The sequence below is a fragment of the Acidisoma cellulosilyticum genome, assembly GCF_020621385.1.
GTDB lineage: Bacteria > Pseudomonadota > Alphaproteobacteria > Acetobacterales > Acetobacteraceae > Acidisoma > Acidisoma cellulosilyticum.
Genome location: NZ_JAESVA010000002.1, coordinates 764,380 through 787,495 on the forward strand (window position 1 = coordinate 764,380; position 23,116 = coordinate 787,495).

The window sequence follows — 23,116 nt, forward strand, 5'->3', positions numbered from 1 at the left end:
AATGAGTGGGGTCTCTTAGCTGCCACGCTTGAGCAGTAAACTCACAGGTTTTTCTTTGCATCGGGGTATTCGATACCGGAACCGTCGCGTTACCTCCACCACGATCTGGGCGCCATGACGGGCACAAGCATGGACATCGGAAGCGCCTCCCCTCCCCGCAGTAGTCCACACTAGTGGCTAGCACCTCAGCAATAGGTTTCTAAGGAAGCCCGCTGCACCGATCTGACGCCTCCTGCGTTCTGAAAGTCTGCCATCCGAATTACAACTTCCATAAGGAATTTGCGGGCTAATTTCCTTCGTTTTCGTTGTTAAGTCGTGTAAATAATACTTCAGATGAGCCTGCGGAAGCGAAGACATTTTTCTCCAGTATTACTGGAACTATTTCGATACGATCAGGATTGTAGAGTTTCATATGGTCGGCGAGGATACTCATATAGGATCGGTCGCCTTGGAAATCACCCAATCGCAAGATTGCTTGTCCTTCTGGAGTTATATTGCCAGAGGGAAGGCGCGCAGGACCTTTAATGGTTGGACTGCGCACCAGCAATAGATGCTTGTTATGAAATGAAAATTTATACCAAATACGATTGTCCCATTCCAGTACGGGTATATCAAGGTAGTAAAAGCTATCGTAAGTGATTAAACCTGCGTTTTCGAGAAGCATCATTTTGTCATAAGTTAGCCCCCGATCCGTAAGAAAGCTATCCCCGGAGAAGCCAACAGCCGCTCCCGCAGGAAAATTCATCCCCGGCAATTGAACGATCCCATCCTCCCGGAGAAAGAAAGTGAAGTCGATAACTAGTGGAGCCAAGTCAGCAAAGATCCTAGCCTCATCCGAGCTGAGAAGGCTTAATGTGTTGATCGTTCGAACCGACTGGCTACCGGGCGAATCCGCTTCCGCTACAAGCAATTTAGCCCAAATGGCTCGGAGGGTTTCGTCATCAGGGCTGTTTGATGCCGCTACACTAAACTGCCTAAGCCACCCACTTTCAATGGGTTTGTCAAACTTCGCGGGCCGATCGAGTCTGGCGGCCTCCTCTTCGGCGAGACGAGCGATTTGACGAAGCGCAAGAAACCTTTCTGCGCTATCGAGCGCGTCCTGTGTTTGTGCCAGTTTGATGATTTCTCCTAGCGATTCTCCGGGTGGTAGCATGAGCGGATGCTGACTCTCGTCATGGAAGTAAACCAATTCGTTGTTGCTATTCAGAGCCGCGTTGCCGGCGCGTAAGGCCTTTACATCTGCCTTGGTCTTTTCGTCGATTAGTTTCTCCAGCCTCCGTGCTTCGGCCGTCCGCACGATGTTGGCGTTGGCTTCGATGTTGTTCCGACGTGCGATCCAAGGCGCTATAGCGGTAAGGCATACGTCCCGCCCAGCCTTCGTCACTTGGCCGAGAAGATAACCCGATCCACCCACCGCAAAACCTGCTCCTACCGGCAACCCAGGCATTGACGTTGACCCTCTCATATAAGCGTCAGCTATAGACCACCATGCCTATTATTTTTCGTCAAACACAGCTGTGATCGGAATTCGGTGACCAGCGTCCACAGTTCTCTTGAAACTGACGAGGTCGACGATATTTCACGAATAAAGGCAGAAATCTGCCAATAACGCACGGTCTAATTTACACTAATTGTGTAGATTAATGATTCATCAACAAAATTGTTGCGCACGAATGTTGATTTCGTTATTGTTTTGTGGGCGCTGGTTCGGGCGTGATGTAATTAAAGTGGAAATAAGGCCATGTCGATGATTTCTGGTGAACCAAGACATTGCGTGAAAGAGCCTACGGAATCCACCTTTTTTCTGCATTGCCTTCGAACACTACTGGAAGACTACGACGATCGGGCCACCGATATTGGCCATGTAGTGGCACCCTCTGTTGTCCTGCTCGACCTAGCCTATGCCACCACCGCAGAAAATCGACGAGACCTCCGCGAAGCGGCCATAACGCTCCATGACTTTGCACAGATGAAGCTGCGCCTCACAGAAGTCGCCAAGACGATTCAACGGATAGATGCCAAGCGGGCCAAGGAGGTCGGCCCAACTGGAATTATCATCACCCTGCAGCAGCAAGAGACACCGACAACATGGGCTGATATCATGAACGCGTGCGGTTGACACGAATACGGCGCCCTCATCGGCGCCGTCGTGTTATGTACCGTGACGTAAGATTTCTTGTAGCGCTAAGGATGCTACATCGGCTTCGTCAGCTGAAGCCAGACAGCGATTCGCAAAGAAATCTCGTACGTCCGCAACGGATGCACTTCTGCCTAGCTCAGCGCGTATTGTTGATACCCAGAGAGCAAGCAATTGCTCGCGTGATCTTGGCATGGGGAGCCACCCCTTCAGAATGTGTCCAGAGGACGATGCGAGAATCATTGTGCGGACCCCGCCTCTAGGCGTTCCCGGTTGCGTCTCTTCCATGGCTGGCTCGCTTCTAGCCTACACGGGACGCAACCATGACAGCCCCAATACCGAAGGGGTGACGGGTGCCCCGCCGCGCTGCATGGGCGATTGTCCTGCCAATACTTGGCGTTAGGGTCTTTGGCCAAAGCTTCGGCCTTTAGGGCCGCGATCTCGATTGCGCGCCGGTTCTTCGGCGGCGCTTTGATGGGGATGTCGTTTGTCATCGTTCTAGTCATAGTAAAGAGTGTTAATTTCCGGTCATGGGTGGATTGATGGAGCGTGCCGGGTGATAGGTGGGTGCTGTGACGGCGCCAAAGACTTTGCGGATCGTGGCAGCCATGCTGGCTAGCGCGGAGGTTGCGCTTTCAGCAGCGGAGTTTAGACCTTGAAGTGAGTGCGTCACATCATCCTGGCTGATCTGAGCGGCCATTATGGCATCACGGCGTGCAGCTTCCAGCGACTGATTCTGGTAGTTTGCCAAACCGTTCTTCTGGCTTGGGTCGTAATTGATGTTGGACCCCGCCATCACAAGACCCGCATACGCCTGGTTCGCACCAGGGCTGCTCGATCCGTAATAGTGCTCGAGGGTGCTTTCCCAGTTTCCGCCGTTCCGGCCATTTACGAGCTTGAGATAGTCGATACCGGCGCGAAGGTTGTTCTGCGGATTTTTCAGATCGTCGGGCGTCTTGATATCGAGATCCATCCCTTGCTTGTGCAGGTCGTCCAGCGCGGGTTTGCGGATCTGCATAAGCCCGATAGCTCCAAAGCCGCCTCCGCTCTTATTAACCGCGTTCGGGTCGCCCGATGGGTCTTCGACGTTGTAGATCAGTGACCGCACCAACCCCGCGGGCACGCCGGCCTTATCCGCATATTTCTGAAGGTAATCAGAGAAAGGCTGATTCGGGAAAGTGCCATCGCTGCGGGGCGTTTTTGGAAGTGTCGGCTGGGGATAGAGGAGTGAGGCGGCCGCCGTTTGTGACGCGCCATCGGCAGAACCCGTGAGCAATGTAGCCGCAACCGGGATGCGGTTAGGCCCCATGAGTCGGCTAAAATCCGCGATGGACGAGCGGGTGAAATCGTCGTTGCCTTGGAGTAGCGGACGCATCAGAGTCAAGAAGCCGAGTTTATTGCCCTGCTTGGCGAAGGTCATGGCGCTCTGGATGATGGCGGCCTGCGCGTGATCACCGGGGTCGACCTTGATTCCAAACCGCTTGGATAGATCCCCGATGCTGGTGGGCAGCCCCCCGCGGCGATCGATCTCGTTGAGCATCGCGCTGTTCATCATGGCGGTGCCGTTATAGCCCGCGTTGTTAGCCGCGCCGTCGAGGGCTTGCTGGACGCCAAGGACGCCTTGAGCCGTTTGCATAAGGGGACTGCCGCTGGCCTGAAGTCCGGCCGCCAGGCGGGCAAGATAGCCGGTATTGAGTGACCCACCGCTGGCGATCTGGCTGGCGAGCAGGCCCTTCATGGTATCGGACACGGTCGATGCGTCGATGCCATGGGTCATGGCGAGTTTCGTCACAGCACCCAACTTGTCGAAGTAGCGATTGGCCGCCGCATCACCCTGGCGGATGTTCCCATGCCCGGAAGCACGGCTGACGGTGGAGTACATGCTCGTCAGGTCGTCTTGGCCAATAGCACCCGTATAGACGTTATTGGAGGCCCCTAGGATGCTCTTGTCGATCGTCCATGCCTGGTCTTTGGTAGTCCAGGGTAGACCCGTGCTTCCCGCTATTTCCGCCGCCTGTGCTGGTCCAATCCCGTAGCGTTTCATCCAACCGGGAAGAGCCGTGCCTTGCCAGTTCAGCTGATTGATGAGCGCGCCGCCATTAGTCCCGGTGTATTTACCTTGCTGGTAGAGGCCATTCTCATAGTCATAGTAAGGCTGCGCACCGTTGATCAGCCCGCCCAGTGCTCGGGAATAAAGCGCCGGCGCAAACCAAGTAGCAGCTCCCGCACCTAGCGCGGCACTGGCAGCAACGCCCACGGGTCCAAGTTCGTCAAGGCTTGTGAGGACACCACCGAATAGCCCACCACCCCTACCACCGGCCATATAACTGCCGATACCCCGCGCATTGCGGTTCAGATAGCGGCTGAAGAACCCTTGGTTGCTGCGGGCCTTTTCGTTGTCAAACGCCCGATTATCCTGATCTGCGTCGTAGCGCATGTTGCGGTAGGCGTGGTCGTCCCGTGCGTCGTTCTCGGCATGGGCTTCATCGTATCCAGAGAAGCGAGTGTCATGATCACGGTTTGCGTTCTCGCGCCAGGCTGCCGCATACCCCTGGAAGTGCGAGCGTCGAGAGTCGGCCGTGCGTTGGGAGTTTTCACGATTGGCTTCGCTGTAGCCACCGAAATTTCGCTGGTGCGTGGCGTCAACTGTGGCCTTGTCGCGTGCACGGTTGTCCCGGTGCCCTGCGTCATAACCTTGGAATAGCTTTGACCGTTCCGCTCTTTCCTTGACCAGCTTCTCCCGGTTGCGTTCCTGGTTCGCCTGTGTGGCCTCATAGATGCCTTCGAAATGCTGGAGGCGAAACTCACGCTTTTGGAGGGCTTCCTGTTCGGCGAGAAGCTTGCGCTGCTGATCGAGGAGCCGCTGGTCGTTCCGGGTCTTCCGCTCGCGGCGGAGAGTGTCAGCCTGTTCATAATCAGCGGCCGATCGATCGGCGGCGCTGTAGGGGACCCTCGACTTGCGGGCTTTGCGGCTACTGGGTGAGTTGCCATCGCTGCCGCTGGTCTGGGCGAACGTATCGGCTACGTCTTCGACTGCGGTTTGTTTGCCGCGTCCCTTGCGGGTGGAAGCTGCAGGTTTAGATCCGGATATGTTAATAGCAGGCACGGCGTGTCGATCGTGTGGGTGGGAAGCCGGGGGCGGCTCGTCTCTCTTAGGGCATTATACACGAAGGAGCCGCAACCGCTGATGGTCGGACCTCCGACCAATGTTGATTAGTCAAAATTTTCTACGACCCCCTCGACCCCCGTTGAAGAGAAGGCCGGATCGCCTCCCCACCAGGGGGCGGGGTCCCTTATATTATAAAGAAGAATTATATTGAATAAACATCTAATATTTCATAACACTACACTTGGAACGCATAGCTTAATCGCCGTCACACCGACAAGAATACTTGACTTCTACTAGTAATGCTTGTCGATGTGACGGCGATCATTTCATGTCGCATCATCAAGCTGCTTGTTCAACTACACGTGCCCGCGCAGCAACCTTGGCGACAGTGGCGCGGCTGCATCCAACGGCGTCCTGGATGCTGCTCCAAGACATCTTCGCGCCAAGCAGCTTGGCGATACGGTCCAGCTGCTTGGTGTCTTCGGGGCGCCCCTTGTATACGCCAGCGGCTTTGGCTTTAGCCTGACCTTCCGCTTGGCGGCGGCGGCGGTCTTCGTAATCCTTGCGCGCGATTGCGGCGAGCATGTCCAGCATCATGCCATTCAGCGCCGATAGCATGCGGCCCGAAAAGTCGTCCTTGGAGCCATTGAGCAGCATCCAGGATGTCGGGAGGTCCAGCGCCACAACACGGACCTGCTTAGCGTCAATCTCTGCCCTAAGGCGCTTCCAATCCGCGTCGTTCAATCTGGAGAGCCTATCAACCTGCTCAATCAGAAGGATATCACCGGGGCGGCTATCAGCGAGGAGGCGGAAAAGTTCCGGGCGGGCAAGCTTCGCACCCGACTCATTCTCAGCATATCGCGCGGCGACCACAAGATCGTGCTCCTCAGCGAACTTGTCGAGGGTTGCGCGGGCACGTTGTGCATCTTGGTCCTGGCTAGAAGCTCTGAGGTACATCCGGGTAAGCATATTGTTCGCCCTGAGTCTGTTTACGTTGGTCTGATAATAACGGTATGTTTTGGTTTGTTCAAGTCGTTTAAAACAGACTGATTCAGATAGTTTCGGTTGGGTATACCCAGAGTGAACCATTGGGATGGTGATTCTTGCCCGACGAAGAGATAAACTGCGCGCCACAGGGACATAATATGGACTGGCGCATGATGGAACTAATCAAACCCGAGCTAATCAACATTCTTTACCGGCCCATACGTTTGCTTCGAGCCGGCGATAGATCCGTGCGCGCGGAGTCCTGCCGCTTCATCGACGAGGGCGAAGAAGATCTCTTTCTGTTCCGTTATACCAAAGCGCGGGATGGTGCCGTGCGCCCTAAAGCCTTTTGGACTCCCTGTGAAACCCTCGTGTCCGCTTTCGCGAGTGACGCAACAGGTTTACCGGTTGGCGAATGTGTGTGGCGTGCGACCTGGCGCTTGTTGCGCAGTCAGGCCGAAACCCGCCTCCTCTGTGGTGAGGATCGGTGGTCGGCGGGACATGTCTTTACCGAGTTCCAAAATGCGGACGCGGTCGATGATCGAGAAATAATATGGGAGCCGATGGAACCATCGGTTACGTTGCGGGCGCCCAAGCAACAAACCTGATTTAGGGAATTTCCAGTCCTAACAATGATATTCCCGTATCCGTCCCAGCGGACCATAGGATGCGAGGCAACATGCGAGGTATATAGGGGAAGGCGCTCAGAGATACGACGCCTTAAACCACACGAAAGCCTAAAACCTTTGCCTAAATTTGCTGCGGATGCAAACAATCCCGCGTACAATACACTATCCAAAGCCAAGCGCCGACACACCTTTGCCCTGATGAAATCCTCTCGCGATGCAGATAGCGCTCGTGAGGTGATGGCGGGTGCTTATAAAAACGTCTTGGCCGCTGTGGAGAAATCGCAATTAATCCTTCGCGACATCTTTACACATGGCCCCACCACGGACCGTGATCTACTCCTGCGTAAGTCGCTGGGGGAGTTTCTTGCACTCGAACCTGCCATGCTGGCCGCCACGCATTATTATAACGCTTCGATGGGTATTCTCAATGAGGACATCAAGGATGGCATAGGCTTCATCAAAGCTGATATGGACAGGCTCCGCCAGGAAATTGCGGATGTGAAAAAGAGTGGGCTCCCCGCTCGGGTGAATCCGCAGCAGGTGACCGTCAAACAGGGCACGGTGACGCCTTACACAACTACCGCACGGGTCAAGACCATAGACAAGCCGCAGCCGGTCAGTGCTGAAAATCCGCAGCCAAAACGATGGGCGACTATCAACGACACAACGTACGAAATTCTGTTTTGTGACTACAGCCTTGGTGATCGCGGAGATTATAAGAAGCCGGCGGGCATCAGCCTGACCATTGCGACTGACGCTGACGCTATGATCGCGGCCCTGAAAGGCAAGACCGTCAACGCCAGCATCGTCCTTGATCCCACTCAACCCCTCATCACGGGCGTTTCGCTGAACGTTGCCATCTGTGAAAAGACCGCGCCCGGTGTCTGGCGGGTGGGCCTGCTGGGTAGCGGTACCAGCGTGAGGGAATCCTAATCATGGAATTCGTGGCAATCCAGATAGATGGGAGCAGTCCTCACAGAGTCCTCGACGGTAGATTCACGCCCGCGGAGATAGCCCCACATTGGCGTCCGGACTTACAGTCGAAACCCGCGCGCATCACCGTGACGGTAGAGAGCCACATCGATCTTGTCATGGGCGATTATGATATTGAGGCGCGTCGGTACGACGGCGGCTTACAAAAAGGTCGCGCGAGGCTTATTTCGAATCATGAAGGGCACCGGCCGCGATATGGCCAGGTTCGTACTTTGGTGTTCGAACAAATAGATGGGCTCATGTTCGGAGCTGCCTGACGGTGGGGATTTACGATAAGAGCAGCCCCGTCCCGCACATTGTGCGATTGGAAGTTCGACTACCAGGCGCCAAGGAGCCCCTTGTGACGCTCCCCGCTGTCGGATGGTCTTTCTACCCCGGCACACAAGCAGGCGGCGCTGGAATTGCATTCGGCAAGGCGCGTCGTGCACGGACGACCCGCCCCATTCTAGATTTGCTCGTGGATTCTGAATCGGTCACGGACTCGATCCGAGAAATCCTTCCGGGCGGGCACGGTTACGATGTAATGCTGCTCGACGATTTTAATCGCCGCTTGGCTTGCAACATCGGCTTGAGGCAAGCCCGATTTTGCGGTTGGTCGAATTTCAGGGCCAATCCGTACTCGCGCGCCGGGTCGCTGATCTTCGTCGCTGAGAACTTTGAGGACTGGACGTGAAACTAGATAGGTTCACGGCGCGCATCAGACGTACTGGAAGTCCCATGTTTTACGAAATCCAGGTAGTGGGCGCGAGCCTGCTACCTGATGACTGGGCTTATGGCGATGGCATCCATCTTGGAGTCAATGCTCTGACAACAAAAATCAGCCCGGTTATTTCGCTAACCGTGCCGGCCGATCAGATAACAGAGGACCTTATCGCTTTGCTCGATGAGACCGTGGCCTATGACGTCGCAGTGCTGACTGGGCCTGCGCGTCGGCTGATCGCGAGCTTCGCGCTCAGGCAGGCTCATTTTCGGGGATGGCCCGACGACGGGCCTAGACGTGCGAGGGGCAACACCGAAGTTTCGTTTTGGGCGTATTCACGGGGAGACATGCCGATGCTGTAAGCGTTCAAACCCGGTTGGTTATGACGAAAACCCCGGTCGGTCGGTCGGTCGGGGTTTTTCTGTCGGTCGCCTGTGACCCTGAAGCGTCGGAGGTCACGGTTTCCGATAAGGTATGGGACAACCCGAATTTATCTATTGTGGATAACTTGTAATGTTCTAATGCACCAAATAAGCTTGACTTAGCCCGATTGGTTTAGGCCCGATGATGTTGCCCGCGGCGGATAGCCGCATTCCCATGACATTTGAAAGCCTCCCGCACCAGCATGTGCACTTTACGCCGCCAAGTCGATCTTGGCCCCGAACTCGCCGACAGCATTCGGGAATTCCGATGGTTGAGGCGCCTACGCGCCGACAGCACCGCGCTAGCCATTGCGCTGGATGAGGCACTTACCACCTTCGAGCAGGAAGAGAAGCTAGCGCCGTGAATACCAACCGAATCAACCTGGTCACGGACGCCGCCTTTGATGCCCGTCTTGAGAGGGCACGTGAATATCTTAGGCTTCCAACAAGGAGCGCCGTGATTCGGTTTCTGCTCGGTGCGTATGTGCGTAACTGCGAGCGTGAGAGCCCAAAGATCACTTAGTTCCAGAAAAAGGCGACCCGTGCAAGGAGTCGCCAAATATAAGATAGTCTAAATTGAAGTAATATGCACATGAATGCTACAGAAAAGTCAAGCGGATCACCGCTTTGACTTATGATTCTTCGCGCCAAGGCGCCGACTTCAAACGAGTTGCACGTCATCTTCTGCCTTTCCTACCTGAAAAGTCTTGGGCCAATTTCGGCTATGGGCTCCGCCAGGGCGACTCCCGCCGTGCAAAGGTCAATCTCTACTCCGCTTCCACCAAGCGGCCCGAAACCCTCCGGTCATTCGACAGCGCCGTCGAACGCCTCGGCATGGTCGATCCCACCCCGAAGAAAGACTACCGCCCCGAACATGCCAGCGGTTACCGCGTCGATATGGTTGCTTTTCGCGTTGGGCCCGGGGTAGTCGTCTATGACTTCGATAAGTGCCGCGATCCCGCAACCGGGCGGATCAATCGTGAGGTCAAGTCCCTTCTCGAAAAGCTGGATACGTTTGCCCACGTCTCGCCCAGTGGCACCGGCATTCATGCGATCGGACTGATCCCGGCCGAAGACATCCAGCCACGGCTCTATGAGTTGGAACTGGCGGACGCTTCGCCGGTTGAGATCTATGTCGGCTCGGCGATGGAAGCGGAGACGGCCGGCGCCAACTATTTCAGCACCTTCGTTCCAGACCCGCTGCCTGGCTATGACAAGCCGCTCCGTGATGTCACTGGGCTGACGCGGACTCTGGCGGGGGAAAGTGCCGCCCGTCTATCGGCAAAGCTGCCTACGATTGACCGTGGGATTGCTCTGGTCACTGATCCTTCGACGGTCGCCGAATCGCTCAATCGAATCCCCAATGACAACTTAACGTGGAATGATTGGTCACGCATCGGTGCGACCATATACAACTCAACGGAAGGATCACCGGACGGGCTGGCGCTGTTCAAAGAGTGGTCGTCCAAATCCCTCAAACATCGCGATGCCGAATGCGATGGGCGGTGGAATAACTGGAAAACCCACCCGTACACGGATCTGTCCTTCGGGTCCTTGGTCCATCTTGCCCGCCTGACTGACCCCGGCTTCCTCAAGTCCGCCTTCAATGATTTCACCGGTCCTGATCCTGGTGACGATACGCCGCCATTTGACACTTGGATCGAAGCCGGCATATTCGTGGTCGATCCGGGCGATTGGGACGATGATTCGCCCGGTCCAGACGATGCCGTGGACGATAATGTTCCGCCTCCTGATGACATCGACGCTAGTGGCGCTACGGAGCCCGTGGAGGGCTTCGATGACGCGCCCGCACCTACCCTAGCCGGGGACCTGCTGGAGGCCGACAGAAACACGCAGCAAGCGGCTGACGCGGCGTCGGCCACACTTCAAGCAACCGACTGCGATGCTGTGTGGGATATGCCATATACCCGCCGATGGCTGTACGGAACCGAACTGATCAACAGGTACGTCTCGGCGCTTGGCGCACCAGGCGGTGTCGGCAAATCGGCATACGCAATGGCTGTCGCTCTTTCGGTAGCTACTAACCGGTCGCTGCTTAACCCCAGTTCAAGATTGCCGTCAGCCCACGCACGCGTACACCGGCAAGGAAATGTCTGGTTTCTGGGCCTTGAAGACCCGCAAGGCGAAAACGTTCTTCGGCTTAAAGCCGCTTGCCAACTTCATGGCGTGCAGCGTTCCGAAATTGCGGGGCGGATATTCCTGGACAGTGGCCGAGACCGCAGCTTCGTGATCGCGAAGTATAAAGACGATGGCTCGGTGATGGTCACGCCTCTTGTGGATCAGATTATCACTGAGATTCGACGCCGTGAGGTGCGATTGCTGATCGTGGACCCCTTTGTTAATTGCCATGAGCTTTCGGAAAACGCCAATGACGAAATGAATTTCGTCATGCGCAGCTGGGGCAAAATCGCCAACGACACCGACTGCGCGATCTGGCTCGTCCATCATTTCCGCAAAGGTGGATCATCGGGCGATAGTGAAGCTTTTCGTGGAGCGGTCTCCATCCAAGGGGCAGCGCGGGCCATGACAACCTTAACAGCCATGACGGGCGAGGACGCAAAGCGGCTCAATGTTGCGGATGATGAGCGGTGGCAGTACGTTCGCTCCGCTAATGTGAAGGCCAATCTTGCCCCTCGCCAAGAGAGCCAGCAGTGGTTCCGTCTCGTGCCTGTAACACTGCCAAGCGTTGATCCAGAATACCCGGAAGACGTGTCGGTACAGGCTATGCAGGCTTGGTGGCCAGGGCGGCAGTCTGGCACGCTTGGATGGAAGGCTGCCGAAGCTATGCTGCGAACATTGGACGGCGAGCCTATGCCCGATGAGCGGTATCGCCGCGGTAAACGCTCCCGCGAGGTCATTGTTGCTGGTGATACTGCAAAGCACGACCTCTGGGCGGGAAGCGTTATCATGAGGCTAGCTGAGGTAAACGAGGAGCGCGCGGAAAGCTTGTTGAGGCTTTGGCAAGAGCAGGGTATTCTGTTCGAAAAGGACTACAAGACCAAAAGCACACAATGGAATACGCGGAGAGGCCTGCACGTCGACTGGGCTAAGGTCGAAGAGCAGAAGCGCAGATCGCCACATGATGCCGCTGAAGGTGCGCCGAGAGACATTTCAGAGTTCCGCCCGACCGAACCGCACGATATCGAGGAACTGCTAGCGGACGCGTAAGTCGCCACACTAGGCCCACCACACTAGCACCCCACGTTGATGAAAAAGTGGAGCGCGGGAAAGTGGGGAAGGGCTAGGCCGAAGGCGTGGTTGGGGCCACTGAAAGGCCCACCACACTAGCATCTTTCCTTTAGGCAAAAATATCGTGGTGGTGGTAGAATCTTGAGGATATTTCTCACCCACGTTAGCAACCACACTAGCCGACTTCATCCTGTAATTAGTGTGGTTTGGGCTGCTGCCATGCCATCGACGGCGCCGTCGATGCCGAGAGCAATCTGATCAAGATGAGCGGGGACCACGATGGTATGGGCTAGCTGGAGTGATGGAGGTGAAGCGTTCCCGCCCTCAAAAACTTCAGAGATTCCTCATGTTGCGATGTTCTGACCAGGTCCAAATGGGACCCGCCACCTAATCCGGACAAAAGTCCAAATTACGAATATAACCTATTTTGCCATTAGCTTATGGGTTTGGTGCTGGCCTCGTGACCTCCGGATGACATAAAATAACGGCGAGCTTTGGAAGGCCTCCCAGAATGCTGTCTCGAGAGCTTGCAAACACCCTTCGTCGTAGCCTTGGGCTGGCTGCTGATCGTCGTCACGAATACGCTACGCTTGAGCATCTCCTTCTGGGTCTGGCCGAGGATACCGATGCCGCAACCGTTCTCCGCGCCTGCGGTGTCAATCTCGACAAGCTGCGCGCGGACCTGACCGAATTTCTCGACAAGGATCTAGTCGGTCTGGCGACAGACCGCCCCGGCGACCCAAAGCCCACGGCCGGCTTCCAGCGTGTGGTGCAGCGCGCGACCATTCAAGTGCAGTCCTCTGGCCGTGACGAAGTGACGGGCGCCAATGCTCTGGTCGCTCTCTTCAGCGAGCGTGAAAGCCATGCGGCCTATTTCCTCAGTGTACAGCAAATAAGCCGGAATGACGCGGTGGACGTGATCAACCGTATTTATCCCGATTCGACCTACCGGCATGCGTCTCCTCCCCCTCCTCTACCAGCACAAGGCATTGGTCCTCACGTTGAGCTTAACACCAACGGTGTCCTCAGCTTTCCCCCTATAGAATCGATCGACACTGACGGCAATTTCCTGCCTACTTTGCGTTCCCTGCACCCCGATCTGCGAGAAATGTCCAAGGATCTTTCATCACTTTTGAGGAACGGCAACGTTCCGCACCCCACTTTGAGTGATCGAATTGAAGCCTACGCCAATCTGGTCGATCAAGAGCTAGAACAGATCGACTTTAGGCGGCTCTACGCAGCAGGTGTACGCTTATTTAACTGCGCCAAAGCGACTCAAGACGCGATCGCGAGGGGTGATCTGCCACCACTTAGTGCAGCCGAACACGAACAACTTTACTCTCTTCTGGATTTACACGGCCCCTTCATTCTAGCCACAGCGGCAGGTTCAGAGGCTATTGTGGGCGAGGAGAGATACCGACGCAGACCGGCCGAAGAAAGACAATATCGCCATGACGCCGCCGAAATCGTAACGGCATTGCGAGATCGGCCAGATCTCGTGGACCCTGATGTTGCCGCGCAGATGTCGGAGGCGGTCAATGAAATTGATACGGGCAGTCACCCGGAACGAAGCACGCTTCTTGGTCGTGCGGTAGTCCGCAACGTGATGATCGGAGTGGCAAGTGGCGCGATTGGAGGCGCCGCCCTCGGCTTCACCGGCCCCCTGATGTTAAGCACAGCTGGGATAGTCCTTGCTCACGTCGGAGGGTTGGCCCTCAACGAAACGATAAAGAAAACGCGTTGGTTCCAGGCTTGTATTCAATCCGCGGCGTCGACCGTGGACGAGTTGGTTGACCCATCTTCTATTGAAGAGGCCAAGACCTTCAGGTCTCGTCTTCGCAAGCACGGACAATTCGTCATGGCTCACGAAGTGAAACTTCGGCGGTTAGCAGGCAGCCGCGCAGAGCTTGAATTCGTTCATCGCACACTCGATTGGTTGGGAGAGACCAGGGGCACAAAAACGGACCTTGAGCGATAAACTTATACCTCAATTGACTTCGATCCTCTTGCGCTGAAGGTAACCGGGTGCGGGCAATACCGTAATGTGGCGCGGCCTCTCGAGGCTAACTGACATCAACCTGGGCTACATGCTCGCTCGCAGTTCCGCAGGTTGTGGGCAATCGAAAGCCGGTGCCGACCATCTTTCCGAACATTTGATTGGGGTTTTGATCCAAGGGCGGTTCTGCAAGATGGAGATCATCACGGGTGTCGAACGTCGACGCGTTGGCTGGAACTGCTAGGAAATCGAGAAAGCCTTTCGCATCTAGAAGTCGCTGTCGTCAGAAAGTCCTCTGCGTTTCATCAGCAGAAGGCTAACCAAGGTTGATACATCCATGCCAGAGCAATATCCGGTTACGGCAATCAAGAGGTCGGGAAGTGCTTGACCAAATGCCTTGGCCGCTTCCGGTCGAGTTTCTTCGATAAAGAGCTTTGCTTGGCCAAGAGCCCATTTCCCGAATTTGGCCACTAAGGGGACGATTCCGCCCCACATTGCGTCTATAACTGACGGATCTGCGTCAGATTTCACCGCAAGCCGCATATCTTGAACAGCCCTGAGGGCAATTGTGGAGTCCTCGGAGGTGATGGATGCACCTTCCGATTGCGATGCTTCGTCTAAGGGGGGACCTCCATTGTGCCTTATTCCAGGACACCCAGGCGGCGGGAATGCTATCTTCTCCAACACTACCGAGAGATCCGTCAGCGCGGCATCTAAGGCTGTGCGCTTTGCTTCTTCAGTCGAATATTCTGTGATTGCTGGCTTGACGGGCTTCAATATCCAGAAATCTGCGAACATCGAAGCGACCACTTCGATCGCTTTTCCTACCTTATTCGGGAAATTTTGTTCGAGGATGTTGGTGGCGGGATGACCCGCAAAATATCCACCACCGCCGTAAACCGCCGTGCCATAAGTCGCCGTGCCATAGACGGGTGAAGCTGTAGTAGCGGGTTCACAATGTCCTACAAACCAGATCGCCAAAGTTTCCGTTTGAATGAAGAGAGGCTGTTCGCTCAGCCCTTCCAGAGAAATTCCATCTGGGAACCGTGGAGTGACAATTTCTGGCGATGGCAAGTCATCATCAATCTCTTCAACGATTCGAGCTTGGGCGATTGTCCAGTCGGTAGTGCCACCCGCCTCTATAAGCCCGACCGCCTCTTCGACTTCGTTCTGAGCAACGTCCGGAAACGCTTCAGTGATTTCGTCGGCGGCTTCATAAGGGCCACCCCAGATGTATTGATACCCACCTTCCGCAGTCTCATAGGGTGTGCTTTCGACGGGGTCCTCGAAATTTGCGAAAAACCACGTGACCATTGCATCGATGCGCAGCTCGCGTGACATCCTGGCGAGGCTAGGCGGTTCTGTAAGGTTATGACGGCCTGATGCAGACACTGCTACTGACCTCTTCGAACCGGACTCGACAAATGTATCACGCAGGACGTTACGGGTAGGAGGTCGGTTCGCCTAGCGTGCTGACGCTCAAGAAGCACAAACAGCAAGCGGCTAGCTGGCATGCGAATATGTGTTTCGAGCAATTACTGTGATGCTTGACTTGACGGAAAGTCATAGGCCGATAGCCCAAACGAGGTGGGAAGCACGAGTCAACTTTACGCCGTCCATCATCTGCGATTCGACCGCTGGCCCCTCTAAGCCGTCACGCCCCAGCCACCTCGCTGAAAGGTCGGTGCTGAGAAGCGCCATACTCACAATCTAGGACAACAATGAAGTTTCTGAGAAACCGAGAGGTCTCAACCCCGCCTGAAGATAACGCCGCTCCACTTTACCGACGCTCTGGAAGCCCGTTCAGAACCTTGGAGGAGGCTGTCATATACATGCAAAGGGGCATAGCCGAGCGGATGGCACAAATTCTAGGCGACATGGGTGTTTCGGCCATGGCTTGATATCGTGGACTGTAGGCCTCTCGACACCTGTTCCTATTAGACCTTCCCTGCCATACACATCCGGGGTATACATTTCGAACCACAGCAAGACGCTGAGGCACTGATATCAATAAGTTAGGCGTCGTTTTTCGTGACGTGCGAGTGTCCCTCACCCGGCACCAGTTCCCTAATCAAGGGCCGAAGTGAAGCCCCTGCCCGAGGTCGGGCATTTCATGACATTATCCGCCTCGCGGCACACACACGCTGTGAAGGAGCAAGGCCCATGGTGACAAACGCAATCCTCGCGTCCATCGCGCGGCAGGAAGCCAGCCTGACCTTCGGCAAGTTCACCGAAAACACCGCCTGGGCGTTAGGGTCGCTTATCCGCCACCGGGGCGAGGCCGAAGGCTGGCCGATCGTCGTCGACATCCGGCTGTTCCATCGTCAATTGTTCTTTGCGGCCCTGCCTGGCTCCGCGCCCGACAATGTCGAATGGGCAAGGCGCAAGCGCAATGTCGTTGAGCGCTTCCATCGCTCAAGCTACGCGGTCGGACGTGAAATGGTCGCGAAGAAGGACACGCTCGCCAACCGCTACGGGCTTTCGCTGGCCGAATACGCCGACCATGGCGGCGGCTTCCCAATCACGCTTCAGGGCACGGGCGTCATTGGCGCGATTGTCGTGTCGGGCCTGCCGCAACGCGACGACCACATGCTGATCGTCGACACGCTATGCGAGATGCTGGGTCAAGACCCGGCGGAACTCCGTCTGGCCGATGATTGACCCGGCGGAAGACGGAGCCCCGCCTCCACGGCGGTAACAATTTGCCCTGAATGGGACAAGCTTGTCCCGGTCCTGCCCTGCATGCGGCCAAATGAAAGCGCACCCTGGGAGCAGCCATCGCTATGACTGCTTCTGCACGCTCCCAAAAATCCGGCTCAGTTTATTTCGGTAAGAAAGCTGTCCCGGCCGCGGCGAACCTTTTTCAAGTTCACAAGCCAATCGCCTTCGGCCGCGCGATAACCAAGCGGCAACATGACAACGCTACGCAGGTTCTTCGATTTCAAATCGAGGATATCATCGACTGCTGCCGGATCGAACCCTTCCATCGGCGTGGCATCAACCTCCTCGAATGCCGCAGCGATCAAGGCCGCGCCCAGGCCGATATAAGCCTGCCGCGCTGCCGCCTGATAATTGGCCTCCGTGCCACGATCGGCAGCGATACCCAGCAGCATCTGGCGATAACTTTCCCAACCCTCGTTTTTAAAACCCCGCACGTCGTTGGTGAGATCGAACATCATATGGATGCGATCAGCGGTGATGTCGTCCCATGCCGCAAATACCAGCAGGTGCGAACAGTCGGTCACTTGCGCTTGGTCCCAAGCCACGGCTCTTATCTTCGCGCGGATATCCGCATTGCTCACCACAAACAGCTCAAACGGCTGGAGCCCGCTTGAGGTGGGCGTCAGCCGCACGGCTTCCAGGATGCGTTCGAGTGTTTCCGCAGGCACGCTTTTCGTCGCATCGAACTTCTTGGTGGCGTAGCGCCATTCCAGTCGTTCATTAAGGACCGACATGTGGTGTTCCTTCAGACTTGAATTCGAAAGCGGAGATACTGTCCCGCCGATTGGTTCAGCCTCGGCGGCACAGCTTCGCAGACCTCCGCCTTATGGCGAGGACGTGAGCCTGATCAATAGCCGATCCGCCGCGACGGTAAAATCAGGCGTGGTGCAGCAGGAACTGGCCGCTTAGGTCATGTCTTCGTTGTGCTTGATATGAATACCTGGCGGGGCGCGGTTTGGCATGTCGGAGAAGTCGATAACGATAGTCTCCAGCATTGCTTACTTACCAATCCCAGCCTGACACGCCCGCTCCGCCAGCGGTACCGGCGCCAGGCTGAGCCCGATCGCCCAGCCGAGATAAAAGCGAACGTCGATCCAGGCTTCGCCCGGGGTGTACAATTGTGTCCAGGCCAGCCCAAGCTGATTGCCGGCCCAATTGAACAAAAGCGCGCCGATAAGCCAAATCGGGGAGACCCACAGCAGGACCTGGACGTTACGGCGGAAAAAGCCCGCAACCGGACCAAGAGACCATTGCCGATAGCCGAGCAAAAGGATGCAAGACGCCGGCAATTGTGCCGTGATCCAGTCTTGCAACTGCCAAGAGAACATCAAAGCCGCCAGGCCTGGCGAGGCAAGCGCCAGCACCGCAAAGACCCAGCGCCACCTGGCGCGCCCGACCGTCAGCCAGGCAAGTGCGACGCAGAAAGGCACCACCGTCCAGGCCCCGGCCAATCTCAGGCCGGCCACAAGTCCGGCCTGGCGCACCGCGTCATCCGCGGCATGGCTGGCGAGAAAGGCCGTGATCGCGTCATGCAAACAGACCGAGGCAAAGGCAAAGGCAAGCCCCACGGCCGCCCTGAACACCAGATTATAGGATTGCGGGCCAGGCGGCTGAGCCGCGGTGTGGCGAAACCGCTCCAACGCGGGCTCGATACAGAAAGCGAGAATCAGGCCGACGAGCAGGGCCGAGGCCAGATCCGCCGCATTCAAATGGCTCGCGACGACCCGAGCCCCCCGCCAGATGAACTCGGGCGTTGCCGCACAAACCGCGACCCAAAGCGAGGCGACACCGACATTGAGCGCCCGCAAAACTGCGGACGGCCCTTCTGTCACACCGTCGCGCGGAGGATCTTCAAACGGGGATGAGGGCATCGATCCGGAACGGCAGTGTGTTCAACCGGGCAATCTCGATCGGAAATACAAATCCTGAACGTGATAGCCCGCCGGGCGATGATTCCGCAAACTGCGTCGCCGCCATCCTTCGCAGACGCGCCGGCCCCGCCCCAAAGCGGGCAGGACCGGCGTCATTACAATTCAGGTGTCAGTAGGACCCGGCGGCGGCAGCCCCCAGGACAGCACCGATGATGCCGCTGGTAATGGCGACCAGCATATATTGGTTATTGTATTCGACCCATTGCTGGCCCGGCGGCGGGGCATAGAGCCCGTGATGATGATGCCAGTCATTCACCACCCGACGCTGACCGGGCGGCACGTCGAAACGCTGGCCCTGACGCCAGTCGCCTTGGTGCTGCGGGCCGTGCATGCCGGGGCCGCCCGGCGGCCCAGGCGGACGACCGCCGCCCGGACCACCGTGACCCTGCTGCGGCGGGTGACCACCATGCTGCTGCTGGGGCGGCGGCTGGCCGCCACCACCCTGCCAATTTTGCGCGAAAGCCCCGACCGGGCTTGCCATCATCGCAACCGCCACGGCGGCCGTCAGTAGGCGTTTCATAGATCAGATCCTTCTCAAAACCTTGCCCCTGACATCGGGTGGAATTCCACCGCGACAAGCGCCAGAGCGTGCAACCCCATCAAATGATCAAGCAGCGTGATCAACATCCGCTCAATATTTTATTTTAAAACAGTATTTTAGAGAGCGTTTTTGTGCATCACGCATAGTGGCATCGATGCCGCGCGACGACAGCGGACCTCAGGCCGTTTTTCCGCCATCCTTTGCGGATGGCTCGATTGTGGGTGCATCCGATCCATGCGATGGATGGCGTCACGTCATCCTTGTCACGCGAGCCAGAGACCGAACCGATGAAAGTTTTTGGAATTGCCCTTCTCCTGGCCGTCTGCGTCCTTGGCAGCACGGCCAAAGCCGGCACATACGGCTGCACGGAGGCCGATAAAACGGCCGCCAACCATAACGCGGCCGATCCGACGAAGCCGGGCACAATCGGCGGCTGCGGCACAGGACATTACAAAGTCCATCAATATAAGTACGATCAGAAGAAGCTTAACGATCAGAACGTTCTGCAGGGTCCCAATCGCCTCGGCACCGGCCAAAGTTTCTGAGCAGCCTCTGCCCCGGCGTCAGGCCGCTTGCTGCGGCCGGGGATAGGCGATTGCAATCACTTCAATCATTTCGGCACCACGCGGCGTCCGCACCGTCACCTCATCCCCGCGCCTTGCCCGCAGCAAAGCGAGCGCGATGGGTGAGCCGATGCTGATCTTGCCTTGCGCCATATCCGCCTCGTCGATGCCGACGATCGTCACCGTCCTCTCCTCGTCACGCTCATTGGCGTAGGTCACGGTGGCGCCGAAAAAGACGCGGTCGCGCTGGGGTTGGGCAGCGGCGTCGACGACTTCGGCATGGGCCAGCCGGCGTATGAGGAAGCGCAAGCGGCGGTCGATCTCACGAAGCCGGCGCTTGCCCTCCTTATAGTCGGCGTTTTCGCTGCGGTCGCCGTTGCTGGCGGCCCAGGCGACGATCTCCACCACCCGGTGCCGTTCGTCGCGCCGGGCGGCAAGCTCCGCCTCAAGCCGGGCGAAACCCGCAGGCGTCATATAGAATTTGCCGCCAGGCAGCTTGGGCGGCCCGCTATCTTCCTCGTCTTCGTCGTCAAACGCCATCGTCTCGCCAATCCCGCAGCAATTCGGCCAGAAATTCGGCCAGAAATCCGGTCAGAAATCCGGTCAGTAAACCCGCTGGAAGAGGGCCAGGCCATCGGGGTCAGAAATGCCCGCTATCCCTCCCTAAGCCCAAGCGCCATCCGATCCAAGTCAGGGCAAGGATACCAGTGAGTTTCGATAAACTCATCGACGATCTGTTTCATTTTTTGATCCAACACCACAAATTTCAGGTGATATGGCGTTAGGGAATTAAGCTCCGAATGCGCTAATGGGCAGTCAGCACCTTCCGACCGTTTTCTTGGGCAATACGTCTTAGATGAGCCTTGCAAACCTCTTCCGTCGCCTGGGCGTCATCGGCATGTGGCTCACTTCGGCCTATGTCGTTTTGACATTGCTCATTGCCCTGACCGAGGAAGGGCGGCCGACGAGCGCGGTCTTTTCGACGAATCTCGGCGAGCTGTTTTATCCGGAATGGTATGCCAATCCGCTGGTCATCACCGCCGTCAAGATCGCTGTTCTGACCTATCCGGCGGCGGCTCTCGCCTATGGCATCGCCACCCTTTTGTCCTATGCCAGGGGGGAAAAGCCGGCACCGATGGCCGTCAGGAGCCAGCCGGCAGCCCTATCATTCGCGGGCCTGGCCAATGCTGCGCCAAAACCCGCCTTTTGGCCGATGGAATCCGCGTTCAGCGAAACGACCGCACAGCCTGCGGCGCCCCGCCCGCCGGCAGAGCAACCGGAAAACCCGGAATACCTCTGTATTCTCGATATGGCATTCTTCATCCGAGCCATCAGCCGCAACGCTGCCTCCGTGCTCGGTCTACCGCCGCATGCCCTGCAGCGCCGGCCTTTCACCAATTTCGTGCTTCCGGCCGATGTTAGTCAGCTGCACTCAGCCTGGGATCGTCTGCTGAGCGACCCGCAAGCCGTGATTGCGCTTCATCTCCGCCTTCGTCACGCGGACGATGTCACGGTCGAGGCGGATGCCATCTGCCGCGCGGGTTTGGGCGCCGACGGCCGGATTATCAGCATGACCCTGATGCCAAGGGCTGAACAAGGCCCGATCGACGATCGCTTGGCGGCTGCCTTGAATTAAGCCGCCGCCCTTGGCTCAGGGAAACCAATAATGGACGAGGATCGCCTGAAAGAAGACGAAACCCGCCCACCCCATCCAGCCAGCACAAAGCAAGGCTGATGAACGGCCGATCACCGTTCTGACGATAGGAAGGTCGATGTCGCGCAAATTCGGCATCAGGACCGCAAGAAAGAAGGTCATCGGCAGGAAATATCGCCCTTGGATACCGTTGACGAGCGGCGCCGCGACCACCGTCCAGATGATATAAAGCGACAGGAATATCCCAAAAACGGAGAGAAGCATCAGAGCAATAATCAGCAATGCCCTGACGACAAACCAGTAGTTGCCCTTAAATACCTCACCAACAATACGCAGAACAATGCCACCAAGGATAAGCCATTCGAGAGATTTTCTGGTGAAATCATAATAATTCTGCGGCAGAAGAATCTGCAACCATCCCAAGGCGCCGGTAAACTGCTCCGTGTATATTGTCCAAAAACTGCTTATCGAATGGATCACGATCCCGACGAATTCGATCGGGTGATGCGCAATGAACAAGGCTTGCGTTGCTTCGACGACACCAGCGTCACCCGCGAAATGCACCCGGGTTGGTGCCACGCCGATTTTCAGCCAGGCAAAGGTGAGGATGAGAGCAACCAAGGGGCAGATCAGCGACGGCACAAATTCCCGACGCCCGGCAAGCAGACAAGGGATTGCCGACAAAGCGACATAGGGCGCCTTCGCCATGCCCAAAACACCAAAGCCAAGCCCGACCAACCCCCATTCGAGCCAGGACCAGGGATCGGACTGGCGATGATTGGTCAAAATCGCCGCGAGAACGGCACCCAGCGCGATCATTTGCGCATCCTGCGAGACCGACATCGCGAGCGCGGCCGACATCGGCAGGGATAAAATAAAACAGATGAGCACCCTACCGCGCCGCGCGATCGCGAGCGCGAGGATGCCCAAAATCATAAAGACCAGAGCATTGGCAAATCTACCCATGTAGTAGCTTTGCAAAACGGTCCAGTTCAAATGCCGGGTCACCCAAATGGCCGTGGCCGCGGGCAGATAGAGGATGGGCCCGTACAGGACAGTATTGCGGAAATCGGCAAAGACCGGCGGCCCGACCCAGGTGATGGTATCGAAGCGCTCGATCTCCGCGAGGTTTGCCTTCCTTGTCGAATCACCAGGCAGATATCCAAACAGGCTAGTCACTTGAACGACGCTCGCGGGTAATTTCCCCCCACTCGCCTTGCCACCTTTCGACCCGACAATGTGCCCTTCGGAAATCTGCACGTTCCGCATGAAATGCGCGTATTCGTCAGGCGTCTGAAACGGCGGCGCGATCACGCATCCGCAGACCATCATGACCGAGAAGAAAATCGCAAATAAGACGGGAATGAGAGTGAGGGGCGCAGCTTCCTGACGAAGCCCCCGAAACAACGATCCGAAATGATTAAGATTTAGACGCAGAAAAGACAATTTCGGATTCTTCCGCCAAGTGACCGATGCCGCCCAGGCTATGCATGCGATGCTCACCGATGTATAGAGCAAAACTG

At 56.7% G+C, this 23,116-nt stretch carries 18 protein-coding genes and 1 pseudogene; 10 read left to right on the forward strand and 9 right to left on the reverse strand.

What is annotated here, in order from left to right; translation table 11 throughout:
* Positions 1 to 286 precede the first annotated feature (286 nt).
* Positions 287 to 1,447: a DUF2806 domain-containing protein gene (locus tag ACELLULO517_RS08120; RefSeq protein ID WP_227306793.1), complete on the reverse strand. Its 1,161-nt coding sequence runs from the start codon at positions 1,445 to 1,447 to the stop codon at positions 287 to 289.
* Positions 1,448 to 1,741: 294 nt separating this feature from the next.
* On the opposite strand from ACELLULO517_RS08120, the gene ACELLULO517_RS08125 reads away from it, so the two are divergent.
* Positions 1,742 to 2,119, forward strand: a complete 378-nt coding sequence (locus tag ACELLULO517_RS08125) for a hypothetical protein (protein ID WP_227306794.1) — start codon at positions 1,742 to 1,744, stop codon at positions 2,117 to 2,119.
* 535 nt (positions 2,120 to 2,654) lie between these two features.
* Here the strand turns inward: ACELLULO517_RS08125 and ACELLULO517_RS28885 are convergent.
* Complete coding sequence (locus ACELLULO517_RS28885) at positions 2,655 to 5,243, reverse strand: transglycosylase SLT domain-containing protein (RefSeq protein ID WP_227306795.1); 2,589 nt, start codon at positions 5,241 to 5,243, stop codon at positions 2,655 to 2,657.
* Positions 5,244 to 5,585: 342 nt separating this feature from the next.
* Complete coding sequence (locus ACELLULO517_RS08135; RefSeq protein WP_227306796.1) at positions 5,586 to 6,215, reverse strand: recombinase family protein; 630 nt, start codon at positions 6,213 to 6,215, stop codon at positions 5,586 to 5,588.
* A 134-nt stretch (positions 6,216 to 6,349) separates the two neighbouring features.
* On the opposite strand from ACELLULO517_RS08135, the gene ACELLULO517_RS08140 reads away from it, so the two are divergent.
* The 6 genes and pseudogenes from ACELLULO517_RS08140 to ACELLULO517_RS08165 form a co-directional block, all read left to right on the forward strand.
* Positions 6,350 to 6,841: a hypothetical protein gene (locus tag ACELLULO517_RS08140; protein WP_227306797.1), complete on the forward strand. Its 492-nt coding sequence runs from the start codon at positions 6,350 to 6,352 to the stop codon at positions 6,839 to 6,841.
* A gap of 138 nt (positions 6,842 to 6,979) precedes the next feature.
* On the forward strand, positions 6,980 to 7,795 hold the full coding sequence (locus ACELLULO517_RS08145) for a hypothetical protein (protein ID WP_227306798.1): 816 nt from the start codon (positions 6,980 to 6,982) through the stop codon (positions 7,793 to 7,795).
* Between the two features lie 400 nt (positions 7,796 to 8,195).
* Entirely contained in the window at positions 8,196 to 8,528 is a 333-nt protein-coding gene (locus ACELLULO517_RS08150) for a hypothetical protein (protein ID WP_227306799.1), read from the forward strand.
* Positions 8,529 to 8,572: 44 nt separating this feature from the next.
* Positions 8,573 to 8,917: a hypothetical protein gene (locus ACELLULO517_RS08155; protein ID WP_227306800.1), complete on the forward strand. Its 345-nt coding sequence runs from the start codon at positions 8,573 to 8,575 to the stop codon at positions 8,915 to 8,917.
* A 687-nt stretch (positions 8,918 to 9,604) separates the two neighbouring features.
* Positions 9,605 to 12,166, forward strand: a complete 2,562-nt coding sequence (locus ACELLULO517_RS08160) for an AAA family ATPase (protein WP_227306801.1) — start codon at positions 9,605 to 9,607, stop codon at positions 12,164 to 12,166.
* Positions 12,167 to 12,698: 532 nt separating this feature from the next.
* A pseudogene (locus ACELLULO517_RS08165) lies at positions 12,699 to 13,112 on the forward strand (Clp protease N-terminal domain-containing protein); the annotation flags it as partial.
* 1,338 nt (positions 13,113 to 14,450) lie between these two features.
* On the opposite strand, the gene ACELLULO517_RS08170 reads toward ACELLULO517_RS08165, so the two are convergent.
* Positions 14,451 to 15,524, reverse strand: coding sequence for a hypothetical protein (locus tag ACELLULO517_RS08170; protein ID WP_227306802.1), 1,074 nt, complete (start codon positions 15,522 to 15,524; stop codon positions 14,451 to 14,453).
* 822 nt (positions 15,525 to 16,346) lie between these two features.
* On the opposite strand from ACELLULO517_RS08170, the gene ACELLULO517_RS08175 reads away from it, so the two are divergent.
* Positions 16,347 to 16,844, forward strand: coding sequence for a heme-degrading domain-containing protein (locus ACELLULO517_RS08175; protein WP_227306803.1), 498 nt, complete (start codon positions 16,347 to 16,349; stop codon positions 16,842 to 16,844).
* Positions 16,845 to 16,999: 155 nt separating this feature from the next.
* Here the strand turns inward: ACELLULO517_RS08175 and ACELLULO517_RS08180 are convergent, their stop codons facing one another.
* The 3 genes from ACELLULO517_RS08180 to ACELLULO517_RS08190 all read right to left on the reverse strand — a co-directional run bounded on the left by ACELLULO517_RS08180 (position 17,000) and on the right by ACELLULO517_RS08190 (position 19,355).
* A complete protein-coding gene (locus ACELLULO517_RS08180; RefSeq protein WP_227306804.1) occupies positions 17,000 to 17,638 on the reverse strand; it encodes a nitroreductase family protein in 639 nt (212 codons plus the stop codon).
* Positions 17,639 to 17,902: 264 nt separating this feature from the next.
* The gene (locus ACELLULO517_RS08185; protein WP_227306805.1) at positions 17,903 to 18,736 is read right to left on the reverse strand and encodes a hypothetical protein; all 834 of its coding nucleotides are present in this window, start codon (positions 18,734 to 18,736) and stop codon (positions 17,903 to 17,905) included.
* 208 nt (positions 18,737 to 18,944) lie between these two features.
* Positions 18,945 to 19,355: an RcnB family protein gene (locus tag ACELLULO517_RS08190; RefSeq protein WP_227306806.1), complete on the reverse strand. Its 411-nt coding sequence runs from the start codon at positions 19,353 to 19,355 to the stop codon at positions 18,945 to 18,947.
* Between the two features lie 308 nt (positions 19,356 to 19,663).
* Between ACELLULO517_RS08190 and ACELLULO517_RS08195 the strand changes: the two genes are divergently transcribed.
* Complete coding sequence (locus ACELLULO517_RS08195) at positions 19,664 to 19,921, forward strand: hypothetical protein (RefSeq protein ID WP_227306807.1); 258 nt, start codon at positions 19,664 to 19,666, stop codon at positions 19,919 to 19,921.
* A gap of 18 nt (positions 19,922 to 19,939) precedes the next feature.
* On the opposite strand, the gene greB is transcribed toward ACELLULO517_RS08195, so the two are convergent.
* A complete protein-coding gene (gene greB / locus ACELLULO517_RS08200; RefSeq protein WP_227306808.1) occupies positions 19,940 to 20,479 on the reverse strand; it encodes a transcription elongation factor GreB in 540 nt (179 codons plus the stop codon).
* A gap of 316 nt (positions 20,480 to 20,795) precedes the next feature.
* On the opposite strand from greB, the gene ACELLULO517_RS08205 reads away from it, so the two are divergent.
* On the forward strand, positions 20,796 to 21,575 hold the full coding sequence (locus ACELLULO517_RS08205; RefSeq protein ID WP_227306809.1) for a PAS domain-containing protein: 780 nt from the start codon (positions 20,796 to 20,798) through the stop codon (positions 21,573 to 21,575).
* 15 nt (positions 21,576 to 21,590) lie between these two features.
* Here ACELLULO517_RS08205 and ACELLULO517_RS08210 read toward each other — a convergent pair whose 3' ends face one another.
* Entirely contained in the window at positions 21,591 to 23,111 is a 1,521-nt protein-coding gene (locus tag ACELLULO517_RS08210) for a DUF2142 domain-containing protein (RefSeq protein WP_227306810.1), read from the reverse strand.
* Between the last annotated feature and the right edge of the window lie 5 nt (positions 23,112 to 23,116).

What these genes read in the sequence shown, in the direction of transcription:
- ACELLULO517_RS08120 (WP_227306793.1), bottom strand. Translation starts at nt 1,447, where the DNA reads ATGCCTGGGTTGCCGGTAGGAGCAGGTTTTGCGGTGGGTGGATCGGGT.
- ACELLULO517_RS08125 (WP_227306794.1), top strand. Translation starts at nt 1,742, where the DNA reads ATGTCGATGATTTCTGGTGAACCAAGACATTGCGTGAAAGAGCCTACG.
- ACELLULO517_RS08135 (WP_227306796.1), bottom strand. Translation starts at nt 6,215, where the DNA reads ATGCTTACCCGGATGTACCTCAGAGCTTCTAGCCAGGACCAAGATGCA.
- ACELLULO517_RS08155 (WP_227306800.1), top strand. Translation starts at nt 8,573, where the DNA reads ATGTTTTACGAAATCCAGGTAGTGGGCGCGAGCCTGCTACCTGATGAC.
- ACELLULO517_RS08170 (WP_227306802.1), bottom strand. Translation starts at nt 15,524, where the DNA reads ATGTCACGCGAGCTGCGCATCGATGCAATGGTCACGTGGTTTTTCGCA.
- ACELLULO517_RS08175 (WP_227306803.1), top strand. Translation starts at nt 16,347, where the DNA reads ATGGTGACAAACGCAATCCTCGCGTCCATCGCGCGGCAGGAAGCCAGC.
- ACELLULO517_RS08180 (WP_227306804.1), bottom strand. Translation starts at nt 17,638, where the DNA reads ATGTCGGTCCTTAATGAACGACTGGAATGGCGCTACGCCACCAAGAAG.
- ACELLULO517_RS08190 (WP_227306806.1), bottom strand. Translation starts at nt 19,355, where the DNA reads ATGAAACGCCTACTGACGGCCGCCGTGGCGGTTGCGATGATGGCAAGC.
- ACELLULO517_RS08195 (WP_227306807.1), top strand. Translation starts at nt 19,664, where the DNA reads ATGAAAGTTTTTGGAATTGCCCTTCTCCTGGCCGTCTGCGTCCTTGGC.
- greB (WP_227306808.1), bottom strand. Translation starts at nt 20,479, where the DNA reads ATGGCGTTTGACGACGAAGACGAGGAAGATAGCGGGCCGCCCAAGCTG.
- ACELLULO517_RS08205 (WP_227306809.1), top strand. Translation starts at nt 20,796, where the DNA reads ATGAGCCTTGCAAACCTCTTCCGTCGCCTGGGCGTCATCGGCATGTGG.